The sequence below is a fragment of the Algoriphagus iocasae genome, from assembly GCF_014206875.1.
GTDB classification, from domain to species: domain Bacteria; phylum Bacteroidota; class Bacteroidia; order Cytophagales; family Cyclobacteriaceae; genus Algoriphagus; species Algoriphagus iocasae.
Genome location: NZ_JACIJO010000003.1, coordinates 1,186,362 through 1,211,563 on the forward strand (window position 1 = coordinate 1,186,362; position 25,202 = coordinate 1,211,563).

Annotated in this window: 16 protein-coding genes; 7 read left to right on the forward strand and 9 right to left on the reverse strand. The window is 40.2% G+C overall.

What is annotated here, in order from left to right:
- Window positions 1-1,109: 1,109 nt before the first annotated feature.
- Window positions 1,110-4,649: a chromosome segregation protein SMC gene (gene smc, locus FHS59_RS19250; RefSeq protein WP_184497104.1), complete on the reverse strand. Its 3,540-nt coding sequence runs from the start codon at window positions 4,647-4,649 to the stop codon at window positions 1,110-1,112.
- Window positions 4,650-6,058: 1,409 nt separating this feature from the next.
- Between smc and FHS59_RS19255 the strand changes: the two genes are divergently transcribed.
- Both FHS59_RS19255 and FHS59_RS19260 read left to right on the forward strand, forming a co-directional pair.
- The gene (locus FHS59_RS19255; RefSeq protein WP_184497106.1) at window positions 6,059-6,556 is read left to right on the forward strand and encodes a hypothetical protein; all 498 of its coding nucleotides are present in this window, start codon (window positions 6,059-6,061) and stop codon (window positions 6,554-6,556) included.
- Window positions 6,557-6,647: 91 nt separating this feature from the next.
- The gene (locus FHS59_RS19260; RefSeq protein WP_184497114.1) at window positions 6,648-7,154 is read left to right on the forward strand and encodes a QcrA and Rieske domain-containing protein; all 507 of its coding nucleotides are present in this window, start codon (window positions 6,648-6,650) and stop codon (window positions 7,152-7,154) included.
- On the opposite strand, the gene FHS59_RS19265 is transcribed toward FHS59_RS19260, so the two are convergent.
- The 3 genes from FHS59_RS19265 to FHS59_RS19275 form a co-directional block, all read right to left on the reverse strand.
- Window positions 7,155-8,741: a hypothetical protein gene (locus tag FHS59_RS19265; protein ID WP_184497116.1), complete on the reverse strand. Its 1,587-nt coding sequence runs from the start codon at window positions 8,739-8,741 to the stop codon at window positions 7,155-7,157.
- Window positions 8,742-8,767: 26 nt separating this feature from the next.
- The gene (gene tnpA / locus FHS59_RS19270) at window positions 8,768-9,229 is read right to left on the reverse strand and encodes an IS200/IS605 family transposase (RefSeq protein WP_184497118.1); all 462 of its coding nucleotides are present in this window, start codon (window positions 9,227-9,229) and stop codon (window positions 8,768-8,770) included.
- A 1,008-nt stretch (window positions 9,230-10,237) separates the two neighbouring features.
- The gene (locus FHS59_RS19275; protein WP_184497120.1) at window positions 10,238-10,417 is read right to left on the reverse strand and encodes a hypothetical protein; all 180 of its coding nucleotides are present in this window, start codon (window positions 10,415-10,417) and stop codon (window positions 10,238-10,240) included.
- Window positions 10,418-10,459: 42 nt separating this feature from the next.
- Between FHS59_RS19275 and FHS59_RS19280 the strand changes: the two genes are divergently transcribed.
- Together FHS59_RS19280 and FHS59_RS19285 are read left to right on the forward strand one after the other, a co-directional pair.
- Window positions 10,460-11,371, forward strand: coding sequence for a helix-turn-helix transcriptional regulator (locus FHS59_RS19280; RefSeq protein WP_184497122.1), 912 nt, complete (start codon window positions 10,460-10,462; stop codon window positions 11,369-11,371).
- 96 nt (window positions 11,372-11,467) lie between these two features.
- On the forward strand, window positions 11,468-13,036 hold the full coding sequence (locus tag FHS59_RS19285; RefSeq protein ID WP_184497124.1) for a S8 family peptidase: 1,569 nt from the start codon (window positions 11,468-11,470) through the stop codon (window positions 13,034-13,036).
- A 763-nt stretch (window positions 13,037-13,799) separates the two neighbouring features.
- On the opposite strand, the gene FHS59_RS19290 is transcribed toward FHS59_RS19285, so the two are convergent.
- The 5 genes from FHS59_RS19290 to FHS59_RS19310 all read right to left on the reverse strand — a co-directional run bounded on the left by FHS59_RS19290 (window position 13,800) and on the right by FHS59_RS19310 (window position 21,559).
- Window positions 13,800-15,905 (reverse strand): M28 family peptidase, encoded by a 2,106-nt coding sequence (locus tag FHS59_RS19290; RefSeq protein WP_184497126.1) that lies wholly within the window; start codon window positions 15,903-15,905, stop codon window positions 13,800-13,802.
- The gene (locus tag FHS59_RS19295) at window positions 15,898-17,061 is read right to left on the reverse strand and encodes a C40 family peptidase (RefSeq protein WP_184497128.1); all 1,164 of its coding nucleotides are present in this window, start codon (window positions 17,059-17,061) and stop codon (window positions 15,898-15,900) included. The genes FHS59_RS19290 and FHS59_RS19295 overlap by 8 nt, the downstream gene beginning before the upstream one ends.
- An 86-nt stretch (window positions 17,062-17,147) precedes the next feature.
- Window positions 17,148-18,449, reverse strand: coding sequence for an amidohydrolase family protein (locus FHS59_RS19300; protein WP_184497135.1), 1,302 nt, complete (start codon window positions 18,447-18,449; stop codon window positions 17,148-17,150).
- Between the two features lie 22 nt (window positions 18,450-18,471).
- Window positions 18,472-19,857 carry an amidohydrolase gene (locus FHS59_RS19305; protein ID WP_184497142.1) on the reverse strand — a complete coding sequence of 462 codons (1,386 nt, stop codon included), beginning with the start codon at window positions 19,855-19,857 and terminating at the stop codon, window positions 18,472-18,474.
- Window positions 19,858-19,861: 4 nt separating this feature from the next.
- The gene (locus FHS59_RS19310; protein WP_246388517.1) at window positions 19,862-21,559 is read right to left on the reverse strand and encodes an amidohydrolase family protein; all 1,698 of its coding nucleotides are present in this window, start codon (window positions 21,557-21,559) and stop codon (window positions 19,862-19,864) included.
- A gap of 225 nt (window positions 21,560-21,784) precedes the next feature.
- On the opposite strand from FHS59_RS19310, the gene FHS59_RS19315 reads away from it, so the two are divergent.
- From FHS59_RS19315 to FHS59_RS19325, 3 genes are read left to right on the forward strand one after another with little or no spacing between them, the layout of a single operon-like run.
- The gene (locus FHS59_RS19315) at window positions 21,785-22,144 is read left to right on the forward strand and encodes a response regulator transcription factor (RefSeq protein ID WP_184497145.1); all 360 of its coding nucleotides are present in this window, start codon (window positions 21,785-21,787) and stop codon (window positions 22,142-22,144) included.
- 14 nt (window positions 22,145-22,158) lie between these two features.
- Window positions 22,159-23,748, forward strand: a complete 1,590-nt coding sequence (locus tag FHS59_RS19320) for a hypothetical protein (protein WP_184497147.1) — start codon at window positions 22,159-22,161, stop codon at window positions 23,746-23,748.
- Window positions 23,741-25,201 (forward strand): glycosyltransferase family 2 protein, encoded by a 1,461-nt coding sequence (locus tag FHS59_RS19325; RefSeq protein ID WP_184497149.1) that lies wholly within the window; start codon window positions 23,741-23,743, stop codon window positions 25,199-25,201. Before FHS59_RS19320 ends, FHS59_RS19325 begins: the two co-directional genes overlap by 8 nt.
- Window position 25,202: the final 1 nt, after the last annotated feature.

A 25,202-nucleotide genomic window follows, 5' to 3' on the forward strand; every position in this document is an offset into this window, starting at 1 on the left:
TTGAGGGGTTTTTATAAAAAAATTAGTGATTCCTAAATTTTTATTTGGATCGAATATCACTTAACAATAAATTAACACGTAGGAATTAGTTGATTTTTAACAAGATTCTTTTGAAAGGCTTTTCACTCAACTGTTTTGATTAAGTCCATTTTTAATATTTCGAGAGAGTAAAACCCATGAATTTGAAAAACTTGAGATTGATAGGAATAAGGAACTTCATCAGTTTGTGACAGTTTCTGACTTTGTACATTTTTCGGGAATTTCGGAAGAGATGATCCGAAAGTATATGATTTAACCAGAACTCTGCGGAATAAAAGTCATGATTCATAAGCCATTTTACTTCTTCGATTTTTATGAAATCTGTATTTGGGTCGATGTTTCTACGATGCTCCTACGATGCTTCTACGATGCTCACCCGATAATGCATCGGATATGAATTGAAGAAAAGTTGGCTGAAAATCGGGTTATCACAAAGTCCGTTTCGGATTGGAAAATGACTGAAATTATTGTTTTGCCAATGAATAAAACTGAACACCTAATTTTTAATAAGTATCCTGCTGTTAGGGATTGAAAATCCCTAACATTTATCATAGGATTTTCAATACGCTTTGTAGTACATCTTGCTGGCAAAACGATCAGTCTCCGAATGACGATCCCGGGCCAGCGCTGGAAAAATTGAAATCTAATTTAACCCAGGGTTGAAACTATTAAGCTGCGACCCCTACAGGGTCTCCTTAATTCCAAATTCCATAACCGTTATAATAACTCGGTCATCCAACATCCGACATCCTTCTACCTCCAACTTTCCACTTCCTTGCTTCCCCATTAATTTTCAAAACTGCCGTATGCAGCTGTTCACTAAGTCTGCCTACTGCGATTCGTTAAAAATCCCCCTAGCCCCCTTTGATTTTGATTTTCTTCCAATCTGAAATTTGATTCTGAAGGGGGATTGGATCCGTCTCCAACATCCAAATTCAGACAACTTCCGTCTTCGGTCTCCCGTCTTCCGTCCTTGCAGCTATCTCACCTACCTCCGGTAGGCAGGCTTCATACTTCTGACTTTCAAAACTGCCGACTGCGACTGATCACTGAGACTGGCCACTTCCTTCCTAAGCCAACTCCCTTAAATCCACCGGTACCACTCTAGAAACTCCTGCTTCGATCATGGTAATGCCATAGATAATATCGGTGCTGGCCATGGTGCGCTTGTTATGGGTGACGATAATAAACTGGGACTCCCCGCTAAACTGCTGGATAATCTGGTTGAACTTATCAATATTCGCATCATCCAGCGGAGCATCCACCTCATCAAAAATACAGAAAGGCGCAGGCTTTAATAGATAAATAGAAAAGAGTAGGGAAGTGGCGGTTAGCGTCTTCTCACCACCGGAAAGTTGGTTGATCGTCAGGGGTCTCTTGCCCTTAGGCTTGGCCATAATCTCGATCGCAGACTCCAAAGGGTTATCTGGATCCACCAAAGTCAGATCGCAATCATCCTGCTCGGTAAAGAGGGAGCGGAAGACCTTGATAAAGTTCTCCTTGATCTTGTCGAAAGCATCCAAGAACGTCTCTTTGGCCACCTGGTCGATTTCCTTGATGGTATTCAAAAGCGATTCCTTGGCTTTGATCAAGTCCTCCTTTTGTGTGGTGATAAAATCATAACGAACCTTGATCTCATCATAGGCCTCCATGGCCATCGGGTTGATCGGTCCGATTTTCTCCAGCTTATCCTTCTGCTTGCGCACCAGTTCACGGAGATCATCCTCATGAAACTCCACAAACTCAGGATCCAAGTCCGGATTTTCCTCCATCAGCTGATCCAGATCCAGTTCGAATTCCACGCTGAGGCGCTCCTTCATCCCGGTCATTTTTAGCTTGGTTTCATTGATGGCATTCTGAAGCTCATGTAAGAGTTCATCGTGCGCCTCCTTGCTTTTCTGCAATCTTCGGATTTGCTGATCAGTTTCATCGATCAGCCCACGCGAACCGTAATATTCCTTTTCCGCTTCCTGAACTCCCTTTTCTATGCCTTCTTTCTCAGAATACAGCTCGATCAACTCATCATCCTTCACCTCATTATTTTCCAATAAGGATTTAATTTCAGTATCCAGATTGCTGAGTTCGGACTGAGATTTCTCGATTCTCTCCTTCGAACTCTCATAGGCATTTTGCTTGAATTCGATTTCCTGATCCAAGGAATTCACCCGGTTGAGCTGCTGATGATACAGGATGTTCTCCTGATTGAAAGCCTGGGATTTCTCAGTGAGTTTGGCAGATTCCTCCTCCAAGGTTTCATTGAGCACCTCCAGATCTTCATGGGCAGATTCGTATTCCGCTTTCTCCTCAAATAACCTCGGCTGAATTTCGGTCAAACTCTCTTCCAAGCTGGCGATACGGTCTAAAATATCCTCCCGCTTGTTGGCATTGCTGCTGAGAAGCTCGGCCAGCTGTTCCTTTTTTGTGCGAACAGAAACGTAATTCTGATTGATTTCATTGATCTGTTTCTGACCTTCCTCCATCGCCTTTTTATAGCTGACTTCCTTCAGCTTCATCAGGTCAGAAAGCTTGTGATCCAGGTTATTTCTGGTGGCAGAAACCTTCTTATTCAGATCCTTGATTTCCTTGTCCAGCTTCTCCAGATTTTTGGCTCTACCGATTCTTTTTCCTTCGAAAAGCCCCACAGAACCACCGGAAAGACTGAATTTACGCTTTGTAAACTTTCCACTTTCGGAGATAAAAATGACATCATTATCCTGCGGAAAGTCCTTATGATCTCCCTGCACGATGTAGACATTGTCCAGGATAAAGTTGATCAGACGGGAATACTTTACATCGAATTCGATGATTTCCGTTGCAGCAATGGCATTGGAAAACAGCTTGGTCTGACTAGGCTTAAAGCGTTCAAAATGCTCAAGCACAAAGAAATTTGCTTTGCCTCGGGCAGTGTCAGAAAGCAGGTTAATCGCCGTGATGGCCTGCAATTCCGTCTCCACGACATAGTAGTTCATGTATCCCTCCAGGTAATTCTCAATAGTCACCCGGTATTTTTCATCCGTAGTGAGGAGATCGGAGAGGAGCGGCACATCCTTGCCCCAGGAATTATTCTTTTTGAGAAACTTGATGGCTTCCGGGAAACCTTCCAGATTCTCCACCAAAGACTTGGTCAGATTGTATTCATTCTGTTTGGAATCCAGCTTTCGGGAAGATTGCGTGAGTTCCTCGCGAATCATTTCTATCACCCGATTGGTTTCCTCGATCTTTTGATCCAGGTCCTCCTGCTTTTCTTTGATTACTTCGAAAGCTTGAGAGGCAGTATCCAGTTCGCCTTTCAGTTCTATCAACTTTTCCTCAAAATCCACCAAAGAAGCCTCTTGGGAGGAATCATCGGAGGAAGTTCTCTCTAGTTCCTGTTTCAGCGTAGATAGCTGGATTTGCTTGATTTCCTGCTCTTTTCCGAGTTGGTATACCTTTTCCTTTAGCTGCTCAAAAGAAGCTGTTAATGTCTTTTGCTTGATTTGATGCTCCGAGTGAATCTGCTTTTGGCTTTCATAAGCTTCCCGAAGTTCACCTACCACCAATTCCTTTTCTGCCAGCATTTTGGCAGCAGATTCCTGTTCATGCTTTAATGAGCGAATGGAGAAACCAGCGCGATCGTTTGACTTTCGATCTGCCTCGATCTGCTCTCGAAGCTTCTGGGAACGGTCTTCCAAAAATCGAAGACGCTCATTTTTGATCTTCTTCTCCGATTCGAAAGTTCGGATTTTATTAACATGATCGTTAAGTGTCTTTTGGCGTGAGGCCAAGAGCTTTTCTTTGGTGATCAAATCCGCTTTGAGCTGATTCAGCAAAGCTTCCTGATCGGTCACTTGCGTTTGCAACTGCAATTTCCTGTCACTTTCCTCCTGAATTTTCTGATTGGTAGAAAGGAGGGAAGTAGTGTATTTCTCGATGCTCTTTTTGGCCAGGTTGATGCTAGCAACTTTGTACTCCTTCTTGATTTCGAAGTATTTCGCAGCCTGTTTGGCCTGCTTTTCCAAACTCTTTAAGTTCTTCTCGATTTCATACAACAAGTCTTCCACACGGTCCAAATCCCCATCTGTGTCTTCCAGCTTTCGCAGGGTTTCTTTCTTCCTGTTTTTGAACTTGGAGATTCCCGCTGCTTCCTCAAAAAGGTCCCTTCTGGAGTTGTTTTTATCGTTCAGCAACTCATCGATCATCTTGAGTTCGATGATAGCGTAGGAGTTGGAATTGATCCCCGTATCCATGAAGAGGTTGGTGATATCCTTCAGACGGCAGGTGACGCCATTTATTTGGTATTCACTTTCTCCGGATCGGTAGTAGCGACGGGTGATGGTAACGTGGGTGTATTCAGTAGGAAGGAGGTTTTTGGTGTTTTCAAAGGTGAGGGAAACCTCGGCAAGATTGGAAGGCTTCCGGTTTTTGGTTCCGTTGAAGATGACATTTTCCATCTTGTCAGAGCGGAGCATTCGTGTTTTTTGTTCACCCAAAACCCAACGGATGGCATCGACGACATTGGACTTGCCACAACCATTTGGTCCGACCACACCGGTGATTCCTTTGTCAAAATGAATCACCATTTTATCCCCAAAACTCTTAAACCCTTTGATCTCCAGCTTACTGAGCAGCATCCTTGTATATTAATCTGAATTAAGGAAACAAAATAAGATCATTTGGCAGATTGTCCAAGGATTTGGTCAATCTTGAAGGGTAAAAGGATAAAGATTTATTCGTAAAAAGAATTGTTTAATTCTCCCGCAAAGGCGCCAAGGCGCAAAGTTATCGCCGCGATGCAGGGATTATACGAATGATCTATTTTTCCACCCGTCATTGCGAGGAGGAACGACGAAGCAATCCCGTTGAATTATTTCGAGATTGCTTCGTTGGTACGAAAGAGATTCAATGGACTACTTTTATTCATCTTGCTGGCGTAACGATTCCGTCTTCGAATGATGATCTTGGGCCAGCGCTGGGGATAACTTTATCTTTATTTCCCAGGGTTAAAACCCTGGGCTATTGACCTTTGCCCCCTACAGGGTCAGGAATTATTGGTTTATCATTTATATTCTTTAATCATTATATCTATTCAGTGCCTTAGGCACGCTAGCTTGGTAATGATCAAACTCAATAGTAATATCAAGTGCCGCAGGTACGAAAGAGATTCAATGGACTACTTTTATTCATCTTGCTGGCGTAACGATTCCGTCTTCGAATGATGATCTTGGGCCAGCGCTGGGGATAACTTTATCTTTATTTCCCTATTGACCTTTGAGACCAAAAGGGTCAGGAATTATTGGTAAATCATTTATATTCTTCAATCATTATATTTTAGTGCCGTAGGCACAATAGCTTGGTAATGATCAAACTCAATAGTATTTCAAGTGCCGTAGGTACGAAAGAGATTCAATAGGCTACTTTTATTCATCTTGCTGGCGTAACGATTCCGACACGAATTACGATCTCGGGCCAGCGCTGGGGATAACTTTATCTTTATTTCCCAGGGTTAAAACCCTGGGCTATTGACTTTTGAGCCCTACAGGGTCAGGAATTATTGGTTTATCATTTATTTTCTTCAATCATTATATCTATTCATTGCCGTAGGTACTATAGCTTGGTAATGATCAAACTCAATAGTATTTCAAGTGCCGTAGGTACGTAAGGGATACAAAAGACTACTTTTATTCATCTTGCTGGCGTAACTATTCCGTCACGAATTACGATCTCGGGCCAGCGCTAAGGGGTTTTTCTGTTCCTATTTTACCAAGCTTTGCCCCCTACAGGGTCAGGAATTATTGGTTTATCATTTATATTCTTCAATCATTATATTTTAGTGCCGTAGGCACAATAGCTTGGTAATGATCAAACTCAATAGTATTTCAAGTGCCGTAGGTACGTAAGGGATACAAAAGACTTCTTTTATTTATCTTGCTGGCAAAGCAATTCCATTTGAATACTACAACAACCTCCGGCTTCCAACTTCCAACTTCCAACTTCCCAACTACCTTCACGCAATTCAAAAAAAATAACCTAAATTCAAGCTATGGATTTAGGAAACTTACTTTACCTGGTGGCTATCATTGGTTACTTCATTTACCAAATCACCAAAAAGAAAAACCCTTCTGGTGCTGAGGAACAGGTGGATATGCCAGAGCAGAAAAAGGAACGTCCAGCAACCTTTGAAGACCTGATGCGGGAAATCCGGGAAGCACAGAAGCCTCAAAGACCTAGAGCCAACCCAATCCCTCCTAAACCTGAGCCAGTAATAGAAGAATACAAGCGACCTGATTCTGTTTTTCAAAGAAGATCTGAAAAGCGTGATGACGATGAGATTTCTTATTACGATGGGGCTTACGAAAAGGCAAAAACAGCAGCTGAAAAGGCAGTTCCTATTTCCCAATTGGAGTTTTCTGAAACAGGTAGAAAAGCCTACGAAAAGAAATCTGCCCCAACAAACAGATATGGAAAACTTCTGAAAAACCCCCAATCTGTCAAAGACGCAGTGGTTTTATCTGAAATCCTGAACAGAAAGCATTTTTAATATTCTGAAACTTTCAGAAATATCAATTGATAATAGATCTGAAGAATAGGTCCTAGTCGTATATAGGTTTGCAACCTAACTCAGACAATCAATGGACAATTTATCACCTTTCCAGACTGGAAACCTTACCAATTCAAGAAGGGAGTTTATAGAGAAATCAGGGGTTTCAATTGCACTTTCATTTTTTGGAATCGGATTTTTTACTTCTTGTTCTGACTCTGCCGATATGAATCCCAATCCATCTGGTGGTACGCCTCCAAAAGACGCTTCGGGAAATACAGGGATTATGGTTTCTGGCAACACCATCACTGTGGACCTAAAAATCCAAACAGGTCTAAACATGAGTGGTGGTTGGCTTTTGATCAATAATGCCAAGGTGTTAGTATCCAAAGTGGGTGGAACTTTTGTGGCCTTGACTTCGGTCTGCACACATTCTGGCTGCGATACTAATTGGAGTTTTACTAATTCTACCTACAACTGCTCTTGTCATGGGTCTAAGTTTGACGCACAGGGAAATGTGGTTTCCGGTCCGGCAACAAATCCACTGAAGGTCTACAGTACAGAAGTTAATGGAGATGTTTTAACCATTAAAAAGTAATTACCTTTTTTGGTATTTTCTGACCCAAAGCTTCTTTTCTGATTGTTCTTCGGAAAGCTCATAATCACTGCTATCCAACCAAATATTAAACCTTTCTACATCCTCATTTTCCTTTAGATAGGCATGTTGATAATAGAGGTAAAGAACAATGGTAAAGGAAGGAGGATTCTGAGAAACGATCTTTTCAAAGTTTTCTATTGGATAGAGTTTTTGCTGGGAAAGAGAATCCATTGGCAACAGAACTTCTTTGCTGAAATCAATAAAGTTATTGACTAGAATAGGGGATTGGCTATCTGAGTTGTTAGTGATTTCTTTAAGTTCGGAAGTAAGGTGATTGTATTGTTTTAATTGCTTTTGATAATAGATAGAATAAATCCCTGGTGCCAATAAGATTATTGCGAGTAGAGCAATCTGAAAATTCCTTCGATTCCGCCAGATAATGGGTATAAATAGAAGGAGAAATAAAGCTTGTTTTGAATCAGAATCTAGGATTGCCAAGATGCTTCCAAAAACTAGAAAACTGCTTAATCCAATTTTCCAATTCTTTGAGTTTTGCCAAAAGTCCCATCCTGATGCACATAGGTACGCCATAATCGGAACAATAATGATCAGGTGTCTGGGGTTGAGATAGATGGGATTGTAGAATTCCAGCGTGGAACTCATAAACCAGAATCCGATCAATAGACAAAGAAAAGACCATGTGAATTCCTGAAATTTCGGAGTCTCGTTCTTAATCCCTTGATAGACTGCCGGCAAAGCAAAAACAATCCAAGGCCAATAGGCTCGTTCCACAAATGTCCTAAATGGGGTAATCGTCAATCGCTCCAAAATGGACCATATACCCTTGTCTGCATAGGTAAATTCGGATATATAATGCCCGGCATTGATAGAGGTAACACGGTAAAAAGGATCCCCAAAAGCAACCCAGAAATATCCTAGATATGCGAAGGAAAGAGTGATACCTGTCAGTAAAATACTGAGAAAGAAATGTTTGTTAAGTTGATGGGATTTCAAATCCAAAAAGAACAGAATCACTGGAAAAGGAGCCAAGAATATGATGGTTTCTTTCGTTAGAAATCCAGCAAAAAGTGAGGTCACCAAGATAATTCCGGAAAGAATAGGGCTTTTTTGGCGAAAGAGAGAGGCCACTGGCACCAGCGTAACCCAGAGGACCAATGCTGCATCAGGGTAAACTTTGGTCAGAAAATGAAGGAAATATACCTGCGTACAAAACCAAATAACTAGCAGTATTGGATTTGCTGATTTTGGTAAAACCTTGATTAGTAATAGTAGCGTCAGGATATAGCAAATGAAGCAGAAGGCTGAAGCAATTTGGGCATTCAGGCCAAAAAGAAAAGTGAATAAACCAGAAGGAATATATGCTCCCCAACGACTGGAAAAATGGTAGGAATTGACCTCCATCGTTCCTTCCCAGAAGCTTTTCCCCGCCAAAATATAATAGACATCATCACTATACGTGATGCCATCATACCCAAAAATCCAGTATCCCAACAGAAACAGAACGCCTAAAAACAGGGCATATCTATCGAGGGAATTATAGGATTTTAAAGTTGAATGGTTTTCCATTGAGTAGTCAAAAATAGAGGAAAAAATTATTGAGGCTTGTGAAAAATATACTTTGGATCAAAATCAACCCCAGTGTTTTGTAAAATCTTTAAATATTCATCTTTAAAACTAGTTTTCGAATGGTGTGTCTTTTGATTTTTTATATACTTAATTACTTTCTCAACATCAGATTTGCTATAGGAAAATACTCCAAAACCCTCCTGCCATGCGAATTTAGTATTTGTTAATTTTTCATCATTTATCCACTTGGAACTTGAAGACTTTACGAGTTGGACAAGTTCACTGATCGATTGATTTGCCCTAAATCCTAATAAAATATGGATATGATCTGGCATTCCGTTAATTGCAAGAACTTTATGGTTATGGTTTTGAATTATTGCAATTAGGTATTCATATAATCTCTTTTCAAATTTATCTGTTATGGATGCATTCCTGTATTTAGTGACAAAAATTAGGTGAATATGTAGCTGAGTATATGTATTTGCCATAATTCTTTAAATTACTTAATTAAGTTACGCAATTAGTAGTTGAAAAATAGAAGTTACATCCTTAAAGGTCTTTTTAGGAAGATTTTAACAACGAATTACCTAGCTTTTATCCCTACGCGATAGCATAAAGATCTCAATCTTTAAATATGAAGCGTACTTTCACTAAGTCAAGGCATAATCACTAAAAAACTCACCAATGAGATGCTAATTTGATTTTAGAACATCACACTTTTTATTCCTAGTGCCAGAGGCACATAAGCTTGGTAACATCTAACCACGTCTAAACCCAAGTGCCATAGGCACGATAGAGAGGCGATGAGACTAATAATAGTATCGTCCCTATGGGACTTTTGGACAAGTAATTGGATCTCTTTTACCTAGCTTTTATCCCTACGGGATAGAAAATTCCTCAACTCTATTTCACTATTTATTTACAGACTTCTAGAATTTAATTACACTCTATAAATTGAATGATTCAAATGGGCATTTAAAATTAGCCAATCCTGGAATTTACCACTAGTGCCGTAGGCACATAAGTTTGGTAACATCAAATCACGTCTAAACCCAAGTGCCATAGGCACGATAGAGAGGCGATGAGACTAATAATAGTATCGTCCCTATGGGACTTTTGGGAAAGTAGTTGAACCTCTTTTACCTAGCTTTTATCCCTACGGGATAGAAAATTTCAAAACTCTATTTCACTATTTATTTACAGACAACTAGAATTTAATTACTCTCTATAAATTGAATGATTCAAATGGGCATTTAAAATTAGCCAACCCTGGAATTTACCACTAGTGCCGTAGGCACTAAAGCTTGGTAACATCAAATCACGTCTAAACCTAAGTGCCAGAGGCACGAGAGAGAGGCGATTAGACTAATAATAGTATCGTCCCTATGGGACTTTTGGGCAAGTAATTGGACCTTGTTTACCTAGCTTTTATCCCTACGGGATAGAAAATTTCTCAACTCTAGTTCACTATTTATTTACAGACTTCTAGAATTTAATTACACTCTATAAATTGAAAGATTCAAATGGGCATTTAAAATTAGCCAATCCTGGAATTTGCCACTAGTGCCATAGGCACTTAAGCTTGGTAACATCAGATCATACAATATCTCAAGTGCCAGAGGCACGATACAATCTCCATCTTTTCCTTTGACAATATCCGTCAAAAACTTTCTCATCCATTTTTCATTGTCTAGTTTTAACCACTAATTTTTGAAGAAATGGCTCAAGCAGGAAAAATAGAACAGCAAAAGATCTTACGGGTTTTTAAATTGATTAACCTTCTACAAGGCACTATCGGTAAGCCTGTGCATAGATTGGCGGAGTTGTTAGAAACGGATGAACGCACCATTTACCGCTATTTTAAGCTTTTGGAGGCTCTTGGCTTTGAGGTGGTGAAGGAGTTTAGCAAGTACAAAATCCAACAAAGACCTGGCGTAGACCAAACATTAAACTATGGCACATTTTCTCAGGAGGAAAGTCAATGGCTTCGCTCTTTGATAGAAAGTCAAGGAAAAGGCAATCTCCTTCATGATTCTATTTTGCAAAAACTTCAAGTGAGATCTGAAGTAAAGAAAGGCTCAGAGCAGCTTTTTAAAGCCAATCTCAGCAGGTTTGTCGATGAACTCGGGAAAGGCATGCAAAGTAAAAAGCAGGTTTGGCTGAAGGAATATTATTCTTTGAGCAGTGATACCACCAGCGATCGATTGGTGGAACCTGTGGCTTTTTCTTCCAATTATGAAAGCATTCATGCCTTCGAACCGGAAAGCAAAACCATGAAGGTCTTTAAGATCGAGCGGATAGGGGAAGTGGTGGTTTCTTCTTTGCCATGGAAGTTTGAAGCTAAACACCAACTTCCGGGCACGCAGCTCTTTGGTTTTACAGGGAAAAATAAATTCAAAGTGAAGCTAAAGCTTTCTAAAAAGGCCTACCAACTGATGATGGAAGAGCATCCTAATGCCAGACCATTTATGGAAATCAAAAACAGAAATCAGTTTTATTTTCATGGCGAAGTACCTCAATTACCTGGATTGGCTAGGTTTATTTTAGGTCTACCTGGGGAAATAAAAGTGGAAGAAGGAGACGAGCTCAAAGCCTATTTGACAGAGCAATTAGAGAGAGGGTCTTTTTAAGGGAAAGCTGTATGGCTAATTTATTGGGATTTCTATGGGTTAATTAAATCCAATTTTTTAACTTATTGGTTATCAGTTAACATAAACTTTTTTCAGATGATCAAAACAAACAAAATTACGCTTGGGCTACTTTTTTTAGCCCTTTTTTATTTCTCCTGTGAGCAGGAAGAAATCACGCCAACAGTAACTCAGGATTTGACTGAGGAAGAACAACAAAAACTTATTTCAAGTCCAGAAATTGACCAGATCATTCTCCAGTCACTCCATGATACGGGAGATTTTCTGTGGATGGAGCAAAGCGATCGATTAATCTGGAGTGCATTGGTTCAAAGCGATTCTGTCTTGACTATAGGCTACAGTCCTTCTGGTATTTCAAGCCCAAATTCCAGAATCGGTATTGAATCTGTTCAAAGTCCAGAATGGCAGGAATCTGCCCAGAACATCCTTGGGATGATCAATGAAACAATCCAAAGGACAGGTTCGCCCCAACTCAGAATAGGCAATGAGAATGCATTAATCCATAAGGATTTGCCATATCTCGAAATTAAAGTTACGAGTTTGGAAGTCTTGCAGAATCTTCGAAAAATGGACGAGGTAAGGTATTTTGAACCATTGAGTTATGAGTTTGATTACAGCCTTTTGAACCAAGGTCAGAACGCTCGATATTTTTCAGATTCCGGTTGTTCGAATGATCCAGTGGGAAGTTTACCAGCTTCGGACTACGTGACAATTTCTCCGAATGCCAAATCCTCTTGGAATTACCCTCAAATGGGAATTACTCAGGCTTGGCAGCAAAGTACAGGAGATAATATCACAATTGGTTTGATAGATACAGGAGTTTCTCCAAATCAAAACTTATTGGGCAGTGGATTTCAAAGCGGGGAATCTGTCAGCAGAAGTATCGAAAAGTTTGGTACCTACCAAACCGGTTACTGGTGGTGGAAGAAATACGATGGACCAAATGATCAATGTGGACATGGTACCTCTATGGCTGGAGTCATTGCATCTCCAAGAAATGCAGTAGGAAATACGGTAGGAGTAGCTTATAACTCTAATTTGATTTCCGTTCGTGGAACAAGTGATGTGATTGTCAATTCAGGTAATGAAAAAGATGGAGTTGCAGAAGCCTTGGTTTTATTGGGAAAAAGATCTGATGTGAAAATCATCAGCATGTCTATTGGAGATGTGTTTTCTAATTCCAAAGTTGCTGATGCTGTCAGATACGCATACAATAGAGGAAAATTGATATTTGCAGCTGCAGGTACATCCACCTCATTCACAAATTGGGTAGGAGTAATTTTTCCCGCCACCATGGCAGAAACAGTGGCCGTAACAGGTATTAAAGAGAGCGCAACTTATCAGCGTTGCAATACTTGCCATTCTGGTTCGAAAGTAGATTTTACAGTGATTATGGAAAGAGCTGGATCGGAAAATAAGCCGCTTGCTTTGGCAAATTCAGGCAATGATCCTTCAACTGTTGGAGGCTCTTCGGTAGCTACTGCTACAGCCTCTGGAATTGCTGCTTTGCTTTGGTCAAAAAATCCAACTTGGTCCAGAGATCAGATCCTGAATCAACTTAAGACCACAGCAGATTTGTATCCTAATAGAAATTCCCAATATGGATGGGGAAATCTGGATGCTGGAGCGGCACTGGGGGTTTATTAACAAAAATAGTTTCTATCTCGCCGAAGGCGTATTTCAGATAAGCTATATCTCGCGAAGCCTATCTTGCCTAAATAAAGATAGCTTCGCAGATAAAAAAAGATATGGCTAATGCCAAGATAGCGTCTATCTCTCAGCAGGCATTTTTCAGCGACCGAAGGAAGCATTATCTCGCGAAACTTAAAGAAATAATAAAAGATAGCTTCCCAGATAAATAAGATATGAAAAAAGCCAAGATAGCGTCTATCTCGCCGCAGGCCTATCTCATCGACCGAAGGAAGCTGTATTTAGCGAAGCCTATTTGTAAAAGGATTTACTTGTTGTAACATATAGGCAATTAAAGTTCTCGACTCCGCTCGAACTGACAGTAAATTTAAGTCGTATTCGTTGTCAGGCTGAGCGGAGTCGAAGCCAAGTTCTAGATAAATAATAATTAATGTCAGGCTGAGCACTGGAGCTTCGAGATTAGCGGGTAACGAAGCCTATTTATAAAAGGATATACTTGTTGTAACATAAAGGCAATTAAAGTTCTCGACTCCTTGCCTATCGAAGGCAGGCGCTCGAACTGACAACGCAATTAAATATCTCGCCGAAGGCGTATTTCAGCGAAGCTGTATTTCGCGAAGCCTATCTCAGCGACCGAAGGAAGCTATATTTAGCGAAGCCTATCTCAGCGACCGAAGGAAGCTGTATTTCAGTGAAGCCTATTAAAAATAAAAGCCCTGAATCATCTATTTGATTCAGGGCTTTTTTTGATTTCAACTCCTTAAAGAGTCTTTGTAATCTTATCAATCTTCTTACTCAAATTGGTAATAGCTTTCGCGTAGCGAGAATCCCATTCATCCAATTTTTCTGTTCGGTTGATTGCTACTTCGTATTGGATTCCAGGAAGGATCCATGAAGCATAACCTGAAAAAGGATCGTTACAAACATAAAGCGACTTGTACCATTCCCCATAGTACATTCCTTTTGGATCAATCCAGCTTTTCTCTAATCCGATCAACTCTTCATTGATTTTCTTTAGATCCTGATCAGAGACATTTCCACTTTCCATAGCTGCATCCAAAGCCTTTTGATAGGACTCAGAGCTTGCCTCCAATTTCTGCATTGCCTGAACCACTTTTTCAAATTCTTTGAAATCCGGAGCGATGGTCTGTACATTCTTCAAAGCATTTGCGAAGTGACCTTTCAAATCCTGAGCATATCTAGGTACATCGTAAGGAATCACATCTCCATTTGCCAATCTCAGAGCAACCAAGCCAAATACTTGCGCCACAGTGCCACCCATTTTGAAGCTAGGATCAACAAACTTGCTGTAGTAATAGAAATTGTCATAGTTGGAATGGTAAGGAGTTAATCCTCCTGTTCCGCCACCTAAACTTGGAACTCCCACATGCATGTAGAAAGCAATATGATCTGATCCACCACCTAAGTTGCCCATTCTTGGTTCAGGATTTTTTCCTGCCCAAACTTGATAAACTGTCTTTGAAGAATCTGGATAAGCCACATCTTTGGCTGCATCCATAATGATTTTCTTAAGGGTAGGAGCAGCAGAAGCACCAAAGTTTCTACCATTTACACCCCCGTCAAAATTCATATATGCAATTGCATTCGCCTTCAATTCATCTCTCATATGTTCCACCCATTCCGTGGAACCAATCACTCCTTGCTCTTCCGCATCCCAATGACCGATCATAATAGATCTTTCAGGAGCTTTTCCATCTTTTACCAACTTACCAATAGCTTCAGCAAGTGTCAATAACATGGCAGTTCCAGAGTTAGGATCTGTAGCACCAAAGCTCCAAGCATCAAAGTGAGCGCCAAGGATAATCCATTCGTCAGGGTATTTTGAACCCTTGAAAGTACCCACCACATTATTTGCGCGGATATAATCTACAGGCTGATCTACCATCACACGAACTTTCAGGTCTTTGCCTCCTTCAATTTTATAGTCAAAAGGCAATCCGCCTTGCCAAGCTTCAGGAACAGCCTGACCTTGCATTCTGGAAAGAATTTCCTTGGCAGCACCATATCCAATCGGGGTAACAGGAATCTTGTGGAAAGCGACGTCTTTTGGATCCAGTCTTTTTACTTTTTCTGGACCGTCCAAAGGCAATGCTGGTTCATTTGGAGTTAAAGGATCGCCCGTCCAATCCAAGGTCAGCATGGAACCTCTCTGAATTGTAGTTTCATTGTAATATGGACCATCAGGATAAACATCTCCTCTCACAAAACCATTGTCTTTCGGGTCGGTGTAAACTACCAAACCAATAGCTCCGGCTTCTTCCGCATATTTAGCTTTGTAGCCTCGGAAATTGCCTCCATAGCGAGCGATCACGACTTTGCCAGTCAAGTCTACACCCATTTCTTTTAGCTTCGCAAAGTCTTCTCTCGTACCGTAATTCACATACACTACTTCAGCAGTGACATCACCTGATCCTGAGAAAGCATTAAAGCCCAAATACAATCTTTTATCTGCTGTAAATGGATCCTCATCCAAGATTGCTTCTTGCTGAGAAAGGGTCATCTGAACAGGAGATACTATCTCTAAATGAGATTCCCCTGGATGATTGGGAAGGTATACATCGTAAGGATATAATTTCACATCCATACCTGCATCAGACATGACTTTCTTCATGTATTGCTGTACCAGCTCATTTTCTGGAGTACCCGCGATATGAGGGTTTTTGGTGATTTCCTTTAAGTGCACTTTGAAACTTCCAAAGTCTACCGCATCAAGGAACTCCTTTTCGATTGCTTGCTGTTTTTCCTGATGGCTTTTGAAAAAACCATCCTGTGCCTGTGCTGATAAGGCAAGCGCCAAAGTCCCTAGTATCAGAGATTTTTTGGCATTGAATTTTTGTTTACTCATTGGTTAAAAGTTCAGAGACGGAAATGACCCCGTCTGATTGGTGGTTAATGATTCGTTTGGTTCGCAAATATCGATTGAGTTCGTACTCATCGAAATTTGGGCTATTCGGGTCAAAACTTGATATTCTTACTCTACCTCGGGAATGGATAAATTCATTGTTTCCGATCCACATTCCTACATGGACTACTCGCTCTTTTTTATCATCTGTGGCTTTCTCGCCAAAGAACAATAGATCTCCCACTTCCAGATTTTCCCAGTTCTTATCGGTGTCAATTTCTTCTCCTTCATTAACTTGCTGGGAAGCATCTCTAGGAATGACTTGACCATTGAGATAATAAATAGTCTTGGTGAAACCGCTGCAATCTACTCCTTTAATAGAAGTGCCTCCCCATAGATAGGGAACACCTAGCATTTGCTTGGCTGTGGAGATCAATTTCTCTGGACTGGTGCTTCTTGAAGCCAACCAATCTTCCATTAACATGCTGCTTTCGGCAGGAATAAATCCTTTTCTACCATCCGGTAAGCTAACTTCCACAAATGATCCTGCATCGCTTTCCAGCGTCAATATATCTCCGGCTACTACATCAGAAACCATTTCATTTTGCTCAGGAGTAGACCATACATGCCCGTTAAGTTCCGTAAAGACGACTTTTTGCTTGCTATGCCAATCTTCCAATTCTTGAGGAGTCATTAATTCAATTCCAGCCCGGTCTACCCAAGAAATATATCCATCAGGAGTCTGAACCAAGAACCATCCTCCATCTTCTTTCAGGACATTCAATGGTGTTCCCATCAAAGCTTGAGTTGCCAGTTCTGCTGAGTGTTTGGGATTACTTCGGATATTGGCCACAGAAATGGTAACTAATGCTTTTGTTTTTTCTCCTAATGCTGCATCAGGTAATTGGTTGACTGCATTGACATAGTCGATTCCTTTCTTATTCAGGTCAGCCAATAAATTCGCCAATCCCTCAATTTGATCAGTTTCTCCTTTTAATGAATCATTTTCAAATTGGATATTCCACAACGCCACTCGCTTATCAGGGGCAATTTCAGCTCTATAGTTTTCTATCCATTGGTTCACTTCCTCATCATGCTTTTCCTGACAGGAAAAGCCAATTAATAGGAATAGGATAATAACAGCATAACTTCTCTTCATGCGGGAATATAAATCAAAAAAAAACCACAAGAAACCCCAACCTGATAGTTGGAGAAACTTGTGGTCTATTAGGTAAATGAATGCTCTTAGTTTGCTTTCAATCCTGGAGAACGATCCAGGAATTCCTGATACAATCTGATATGTCTGTTGGACATTGGAATTCTATAACCATTGATAAATACATGCATGATCTGAGCTTTTGTCTCAAAAGGATCATCTGTAGAAACGATCAAATTGGCGATTTTTCCAGCTTCAATAGAACCATAGCTATCAGCCAAACCAAAGATTTCTGCTGGATTGATAGTAACTGCTTTCCAAGCTTCTTCTTTGCCCATACCATAGGCAGCAGCAAAAGCTGCATGGAAAGGAAGGTTTCTAACATTTTCTTCTTCGTCAGTTCTGATGGCAACTTTCACACCTGCCTTAGCCATTTTACCTGGATTGGAATAAGCGGCATCATATCGATCAGATTCTCTAGTTGGAAGTTCCTGAACAGGACCAGCTAATACAGGAATACCTGCTTTAGCGATTTCGTCAGCAACTCTCCAGCCTTCAGCTACTCCTGAGAAGATGAATTTGGCATCTTTTCCTTCGATCCACTTCAATGCATTTTTGATATCTCCTGCAGCATTTACTTCGATCAACATTGGTAACTCACCGGAAATTACTTTTGCCAATTGATCCATTTCAGGATAATACTCAAGCTCAGCTCCGGCACTTTTCAATGATTGGTAGGAAGTTGCTTTTTCCCAAAGTTCATTCGCTTCTTTTAGTGCTTTTTCATTATCCTTTTTGATATCATCATCAGATCTCCTGTCAAATCTTCCTCTTCTAGCAGAAGAAGGGAAGTTCATTACCACAGCTTTGAAACCAGCATACATTTGATCAGGAGTATAACCTACCAAATTGATCAAAGCAGCAGTACCTGGGAACAAACCTCCTGAAGGAACTGTCAAAGCAGTAGTCACACCAGAAACTCTTGTAACAGGAATTTCCTCAGAGTTAGGATTCACAGCAGTCAATGCCTGCATGTTAGGTGATACATTCCCAACTTCTGCATAGTCTACTGTTTCTGCCACGGAACTTACTTCAACTAGGCCTAGACGGGTTCCGCTATCGATCATACCTGGATAAATAAACATTCCTGTGCAATCAAACACTTCTGCACCATCAGCAGAAATACCGGTTCCTACCTGTACTATTTTTCCGTTTTCTATTAAAACGGATGCGTTATTCAAAGTGCCTTTGGTAATGGTTACCACGGTGGCATTTTGAAGCAAAAACTTTCCTGTGCGGGGTTTTACAAATTCCCCATCAATTTGAGCCATTGCCATGAAAGGCAAAAAGGCCATCAGGAAGGCGAAAAAGGCTTTAGTCATTCTTTTCATGTCTTCTATTGATTTTTGGGAATTAATAATTGGTATTGAATAAAGTTTTAGAGATATCAGAGAAGTTTAACTCAACATCCTGCATACATCTATGATCCTCTTCAGTCAAGAAGATAGGCTCTACCATTTCAGTAGCACTTACTCGAAGTCTCTGATCATCAGTATCTTTCTCGATGTCAAAGTATTTCACACCATCCACAAATGTCTTTTGCGGTACAGCATAGACAGATAGGGGATGGCCTTCGAAAATTACCAAATCAGCCTGCTTTCCAACTTCAATAGATCCTACTTTATCAGAAATACCGAGTTGTTTCGCTGGATTCATGGTGATCATCGCCAAAGCTTCATCATCATTCATTCCACCATATCTCTGGGTTTTTGCAGCCTCATGATACAGGTGACGGATCAATTCAGCAGAATCCGAATTGATAGAAGTGATTGCTCCGTTTTTGGTAAGGATAGCAGCATTAAAAGCTGTGGAATAGTAAACTTCCATTTTATAAGCCCACCAATCAGCGAATACAGAAGCTCCCATGGTGTACTCAGCGATTTCTGGAGCCACTTTAAATCCTTCATTGGTATGTTGGAAAACCAATTTGGTGATTCCGAAATCTCTAGCAACATTGATCAACATGTAGATTTCATCCGCTCTATAAGAGTGACAATGGATGATGATCTTGCCATCTAGGATATCTGCCAAAGTCTGCAATCTTTCGTCGTACTCAGGAGCAGTTTTGGTATTTCCTTTTTGGGAAGCAGCAGCATTATAATCCTCCCAAGCTTTCTTGTATTGTAGCGCTTCATTGAAACCATTCCTCAAAATAGCTTCCACACCCATTCTAGTTCTTGGTTGGATACCACGGCCACGGCCATGAACTCTGGTTGGATTTTCACCCAAAGCAAATTTGATTGTTCGAGGAGCATCCTGCATAATAATATCAGCAGGATCTTCAGAACCCCAACGATGCTTTAAGGTTACATTTTGGCCACCAACTACGTTAGCGGAACCGTGCATTGCATGGGAGATGGTCACACCACCAGCCAAAGCACGATACAATCCCACTTCGAATGGATTGACCATATCTCTCATTCTTACTTCCGCCACAATAGGGGAAGTAGCTTCATTGACTACATCCAATGCCACATGAGAGTGCGCATCGATGATTCCAGGCATTAAGTATTTGCCAGTTGCATCAATCGTTTCCACGCCATTTGGAGCAGAAATATTTTGACCCACTTGTTTGATGATTCCGTCTTGAACCAAGACATCGGAGTTTTCCAATGTGCCCTTAGTGACAGTCAAAACAGTGGCATTTTTTATCAGAACGCTACCTTTTTTAGTTTGAGCAGAAGCATAAGTAATACTTAGGCCCAACAAAGCAGCAAGAAAATAATTCAGCTTTTTCATGTCTTTACTTGATTGCGATTAAGGTTGGGTTAAGTGTAGCTTTGAAAGGGAATGTACCAAATTGATCCACTGACATAGTTCCGTCAAAGCTTTGCCCTTCAACTTCACCAGATACATTGATCGTGATGTTCATTCCACCTGCTGCAATATCAAATGCAAAGGACATAGACTTGCCATTGACAGTAATGTCTTTTAAATCCGCATTGATCTTGCCGGATCCAGAAGGATCGTCCAGCGTGATCGTTCCAGTATAATCGCTTCCATCTTGGGCAATTTGGAAAACGCCTCCCGAACTTCCTGCAGGAGATTCAGTTTCATAATCCCATGACCCAGCAACTTTTGCAGGAGCACCATCTTCTGATTTACCTGCTTTCTTTTTTGCTTTGGTCTCAAAATCGTAGATATATCCATCCACAACCACATGTTTGATTTGGCTATCTTCTGCAAATAATGAATCAGTGCTGATCACCAAATTGGCCATTTTACCTTTTTCGATGGTTCCAGCAACTCTGCTCATACCTAAAATAGAAGCTGCATTGGTAGTCAAAGCGGCCAAAGCTGCTTCCTCACTCAATCCATTTTCAATCATGGTGTTTAAAGACTTCATGACATCGCTGGCTTTTGTTCCAGCTGTGGTGAATGCGAAAGGAATTCCAGCTTCTTCCAATAAACCAGCTTGTTTGATGGCATTGTCATATGCTTCTTTTACCCGTGAATATTGAGCTTTAACAGACTCATTAACATCCTTTTCTTTTTGAGCTTTGATTGCCTTATCGTCAGGAATTTCCAAAGAGATCAAAACAGGAACATTAGCAGCTTTGATCACATCGATCACATTTGCATAATCTTCAACACCCGTAAGAATCAATTTAAAGCCCAATTCTTTTTGAAGGCTGATTGCTCTTCTGATTTCAAGTTCAGAAGAAGCCTGATACATCACTGGTACTTGAGAATTGATCACATCCATCATCGCACTGTAAGTAGGATTGACCTCAGGTCTCGTGACACCGGCAACAGTTTGGTATTGTTCGTCTCTTCCTTTAGTGAGTTTAGTGTTTTGATAAACATCTCTGAATTTAGCCATTACACCTACGGCCGTACCTGGATACATTCCTCTTGCACCGCGGAAGCTTGCCAATAGTGCAGTGTTTGTTTTCAAAACATTGGTAGAGTATTCAGAACCAAAAACCACAATGGCCGCCTTCCCAGCGATCATTCCTCCGTCAGGAAGGATTTGTGCGATTGTAAATCCTGCTTTTCTGAAATCCTCTACTTTGTTATCCGCTGCAGAGTACTGATCCACAGCTGATCTCCAAGGAGTAATCCCTGCAATTTCATCCGGCGGATTATTGGACGCAAAGTCTTTTGGTCTTTCCGGATCCTTTGGAGCAGTAATGCCAGCATCACTTCCTCCATCAATAAATCCTGGGTAGATAAATAAGGAATCTCCTGCAATGATTCTTGCCTCTTTAGGGAGACTTAAATTGCTACCGACTCCTTGGATCACACCGTCTTTGATCAAGACTGTTGATTTTGTGCCAGCTTTTCCGGGGGCAGTAAAAACTGTTGCATTGGTGATGGCATAGGTTGAGGTGATTGGTTTCTTTCCAGTCGGATCACTTTGAGCCCAAAGTGATTGAGTAGAAATCCAACCCATAACCATAATACCAAGAACACTTGCTTTCAGTAATGTTTTTTTCATGTTGTTGATGGTTAGACTAAGAAGCAAGCTAATAAAAGGGATTACAGAATCCTTTTGTATTTATTTTTTGATTCTATTTTTTTGACAAATGGCAGAGAAATAGTTTTGAAATACTATTTCCAAGGTTCCAAATACAAACCTTCTTTAAAATATTTACTTGATTGGTATTTAGTTATTGAAATTCTACTCTGAGTGCTATCTTTAACCAGAGTTTAACCCCTTATTATGAAAAAAATCCTAATAATCGAGGATGATTTATTGATATCAAGTTTAGTTCAATTCCGATTAAAAAAAGATGGCTACGAAACCTTTCTTGTAAAAGATGGGAACGAAGGCGTTGCTGCTATTGAATCTTTAGATCCTGATTTAATTATTACGGACGTAATGATGCCATTTAAAAGTGGGATAGAAATCATTCATTTTGCACGCGAAAACAAACCCGATACACCTATAATAGTATTGAGTTCCTTAGGTGAAGAAGAAAAAATAGTGCTGGAAGCATTTAATCTTGGAGTGGCTGACTTTATCCCCAAGCCATTTAATCCAAATGAACTTGCTATCCGGGTCAAAAGAATATTTAGGTAAATTTTAGGTGAAATATGAGAAAAACCTTTACCCGAATCTCCCTATTCTTGACCTTTTTCCTATGCTGTATAAACCAGGTTTATTCACAAGACAGCATTCCATTTACAGATTCCATCTCATTTTTTAATTTTCTAAAACTCCAAGAAGAGGTCCCTTCATTACAGTTCAGATATCAGGCACAGCCAAATGTGCTTACCGCTGATTTATTGGCTGATTCAACCTTAAGCTTCTCAAAAAGAGAAGATGGGCTTTGGGTATCAAAAGCATTTACTAAGTTTTCTGATTGGGAAGCTGCAGGAAAAGGTTTAATGGCTGAGGATTCTTCTTTGGTTGTGCCTAATTTTTTGATTTATGAAGAGAATTCAGACCTTCTGGCAGCGCAGGAATACATTAGCAACCTTTGGAGAAACAGGGATATTTTTATTCCTGAAAAGACTCCTGAAGTAGGAGAGGAATTGGTACTTCTTGCCAATTTGATTCCTTACGAACCATTGGTAAAATATAGATTTCATTTTTTCTCTGACTACAAACTGGTCATCGTGATTAGCATTATTACTTTTTTCCTACTGATGGCTATTGGGATGATTATTTTCATGTTGATCATCAAGGCAAATCACAGCAGGGTAGAAGCACTGAAAAAGGAATATGAAAACATGATCATCGGACCGATATCAGAGATTCTTTTTGAGAAATCACTGGAAGAAATCGATGCATTGACAGAGGAAGATATTCTCAAAATATTCCCTGAAAAACATTATAAAAGAAAGCTATTTAAGCTGGTTCTGATCGAAAATATCATTTCCTTAAATAAGAAAATGAAAGGGGATTTTAAGGATAAGCTAAAGTCCTTATACAAGAAATTCGGTCTGGATATTATCTCGATTTCAAAATTGAAAAATAAGCGTTGGGACATCGTCACTAACGGTTTGGTGCATATCAATGAAATGGATTTGGTGGAAGCGCTACCTAAAGTTAAAGAACTCACCGATTCCTCTAACTTTTATATCAGATCCCAGGCTATTTCTACAGTTTTGAATCTTTCTGAGAAGGTGGATTTATCCAAAATCAAAGAGCAATCCTTCCCGCTTTCCAGATGGCAGCAAATGAATTACCTAAGGATTATCAAGTATTTGCACATTCAAAAATCTCTGGACCTGACACCTTTATTTGAAGGTAAAAATAAGACTGTAAGGTTATTTGGGTATAAGCTGGTGAGGCTATTAGGCAGAATAGAATTGGTAGAAAAGCTTGCCGAAGTGGCTCCTAATGTAGCGGATGAAGAAAAGATTGAAATCCTAAATACCTATGAAGTAATCGGAATCAATACCGAGGCATTTTTCATCAATCAATGCCTCAGGTCAGAAAATAAGGATCTAATGATTGCTGCGGCAAGAGTTTCCGGTACGATTGGAGATCAAGCCTCTGCTCATATTTTAATAGAATTATTGGACGAAAATCCAGATTTCAATACCAGAAGGCTTCTTTTGGATAGCTTGAAAAAGCTCGATGAAAGCATGTATAATGAATATGTGTCCAAAAACAGAGATAAGGATACTTTACGAATTAAAACCCACCTGCTAGACCCTTTGCTTCAACATGTATAATTTTCTGTTTTATCTTCTTTTGGAAGTGCTGGGGGTTGGGTTTTTGATCATCAGTTTTTCTGTAATCGCGATTTACCTCATTACCATGTTTCTAAGTGCATTGGAACTAAGAGACCATTTGAGAAGAAATAGGTTTGCTGATTATCAAGACATCATTACTTCTCCTATTGCACCAGGGGTTTCTATCGTGGCACCTGCCTACAATGAAGCTCAAAACATTGTTCAGAACGTGAAAAGCTTACTTTCACTCCATTATGGAAAGTATGAAGTGATCATAGTAAATGATGGTTCAAAGGATGATACTTTGGATAAATTGATCAAGGCTTTTGACTTGAGTAAAACCAATTATGCCTACAACTACCAGATAGAATGTAAGGCAGTGCAAGGAGTTTATAAATCCAATAATAAATCCTTCAGCAAGCTTTTGGTTATAGATAAAGAAAACGGGGGTAAAGCAGATGCTTTGAATGCGGGTATCAATGTGTCCTCCATGGAAATCATCTCATGTATAGATGTGGATTGTATTCTTTCCCATGAATCTCTGACAAGAATGGTTAGGCCGTTTATGGAAGAAACCAACAGAAAAGTAATTGCAGTAGGTGGAGCAATCGGCATAGCGAATAACTGCGATGTCAAAGACGGAACCGTTACAACTTATAGAATTCCTAAAAGCTTCCTTGGGAGATTTCAGGTGATAGAATATTTCCGTGCCTTTTTGATGGGAAGGATGGCATGGACCAGAGTGAATGGTTTGATGCTTATATCTGGCGCTTTTGGATTCTTTAACCGGGAATTAGTTTTGAAGGTAGGTGGATATTTTCCAAAAACCGTTGGTGAGGACATGGAACTTGTAGTGCGGATGAGGAGGTATATGGAGGAACAAAAAATTCCATATAAAGTAGGTTTTGTGCCTGATCCATTGTGCTGGACAGAAGTACCTGAGGATGAGGCTGTTTTATCCCGTCAGCGAAATAGATGGATTAGAGGAACTATAGAAACATTACAGCTGCATCAAACTATCCGATTTAATCCAAAATACGGCCTTATGGGAATGTTGTCATACCCATATTGGAGTGTCTTTGAGAAATTTGCACCGATTATTGAACTCACAGGAGTTTTATATATCCTGACATTACTTATTATCGGTGAATTCAGTGCTTTTTATTTTATAGCCCTTTATTCAATGATGTATCTTTTGGCAGTTTTGGTCACTTCCTTTAGCATTCTTTACGAACAGATTGCTTTTAATAATTATAAGGAAAAGAAAGATCTTAATAAGTTGATTGCAACTGTTTTACTGGAACCCTTTATCATTCATCCAAAAGTGGTCTTTTGGGGCCTGAAAGGACATATTGACTTTATCAAAGGCAAAGGTGGCTGGGGACAGATGATCCGTACAGGGTTCAAGAAATCTGAAGACAGAAAGAACTTTGAACCTCAAACCAATTCTTGAG

Coding starts and splice junctions, on each gene's coding strand:
- smc (WP_184497104.1), bottom strand. CDS start 4,649: ATGCTGCTCAGTAAGCTGGAGATCAAAGGGTTTAAGAGTTTTGGGGAT.
- FHS59_RS19255 (WP_184497106.1), top strand. CDS start 6,059: ATGGATTTAGGAAACTTACTTTACCTGGTGGCTATCATTGGTTACTTC.
- FHS59_RS19260 (WP_184497114.1), top strand. CDS start 6,648: ATGGACAATTTATCACCTTTCCAGACTGGAAACCTTACCAATTCAAGA.
- FHS59_RS19265 (WP_184497116.1), bottom strand. CDS start 8,741: ATGGAAAACCATTCAACTTTAAAATCCTATAATTCCCTCGATAGATAT.
- tnpA (WP_184497118.1), bottom strand. CDS start 9,229: ATGGCAAATACATATACTCAGCTACATATTCACCTAATTTTTGTCACT.
- FHS59_RS19275 (WP_184497120.1), bottom strand. CDS start 10,417: ATGAGAAAGTTTTTGACGGATATTGTCAAAGGAAAAGATGGAGATTGT.
- FHS59_RS19280 (WP_184497122.1), top strand. CDS start 10,460: ATGGCTCAAGCAGGAAAAATAGAACAGCAAAAGATCTTACGGGTTTTT.
- FHS59_RS19285 (WP_184497124.1), top strand. CDS start 11,468: ATGATCAAAACAAACAAAATTACGCTTGGGCTACTTTTTTTAGCCCTT.
- FHS59_RS19290 (WP_184497126.1), bottom strand. CDS start 15,905: ATGAGTAAACAAAAATTCAATGCCAAAAAATCTCTGATACTAGGGACT.
- FHS59_RS19295 (WP_184497128.1), bottom strand. CDS start 17,061: ATGAAGAGAAGTTATGCTGTTATTATCCTATTCCTATTAATTGGCTTT.
- FHS59_RS19300 (WP_184497135.1), bottom strand. CDS start 18,449: ATGAAAAGAATGACTAAAGCCTTTTTCGCCTTCCTGATGGCCTTTTTG.
- FHS59_RS19305 (WP_184497142.1), bottom strand. CDS start 19,857: ATGAAAAAGCTGAATTATTTTCTTGCTGCTTTGTTGGGCCTAAGTATT.
- FHS59_RS19310 (WP_246388517.1), bottom strand. CDS start 21,559: ATGAAAAAAACATTACTGAAAGCAAGTGTTCTTGGTATTATGGTTATG.
- FHS59_RS19315 (WP_184497145.1), top strand. CDS start 21,785: ATGAAAAAAATCCTAATAATCGAGGATGATTTATTGATATCAAGTTTA.
- FHS59_RS19320 (WP_184497147.1), top strand. CDS start 22,159: ATGAGAAAAACCTTTACCCGAATCTCCCTATTCTTGACCTTTTTCCTA.
- FHS59_RS19325 (WP_184497149.1), top strand. CDS start 23,741: ATGTATAATTTTCTGTTTTATCTTCTTTTGGAAGTGCTGGGGGTTGGG.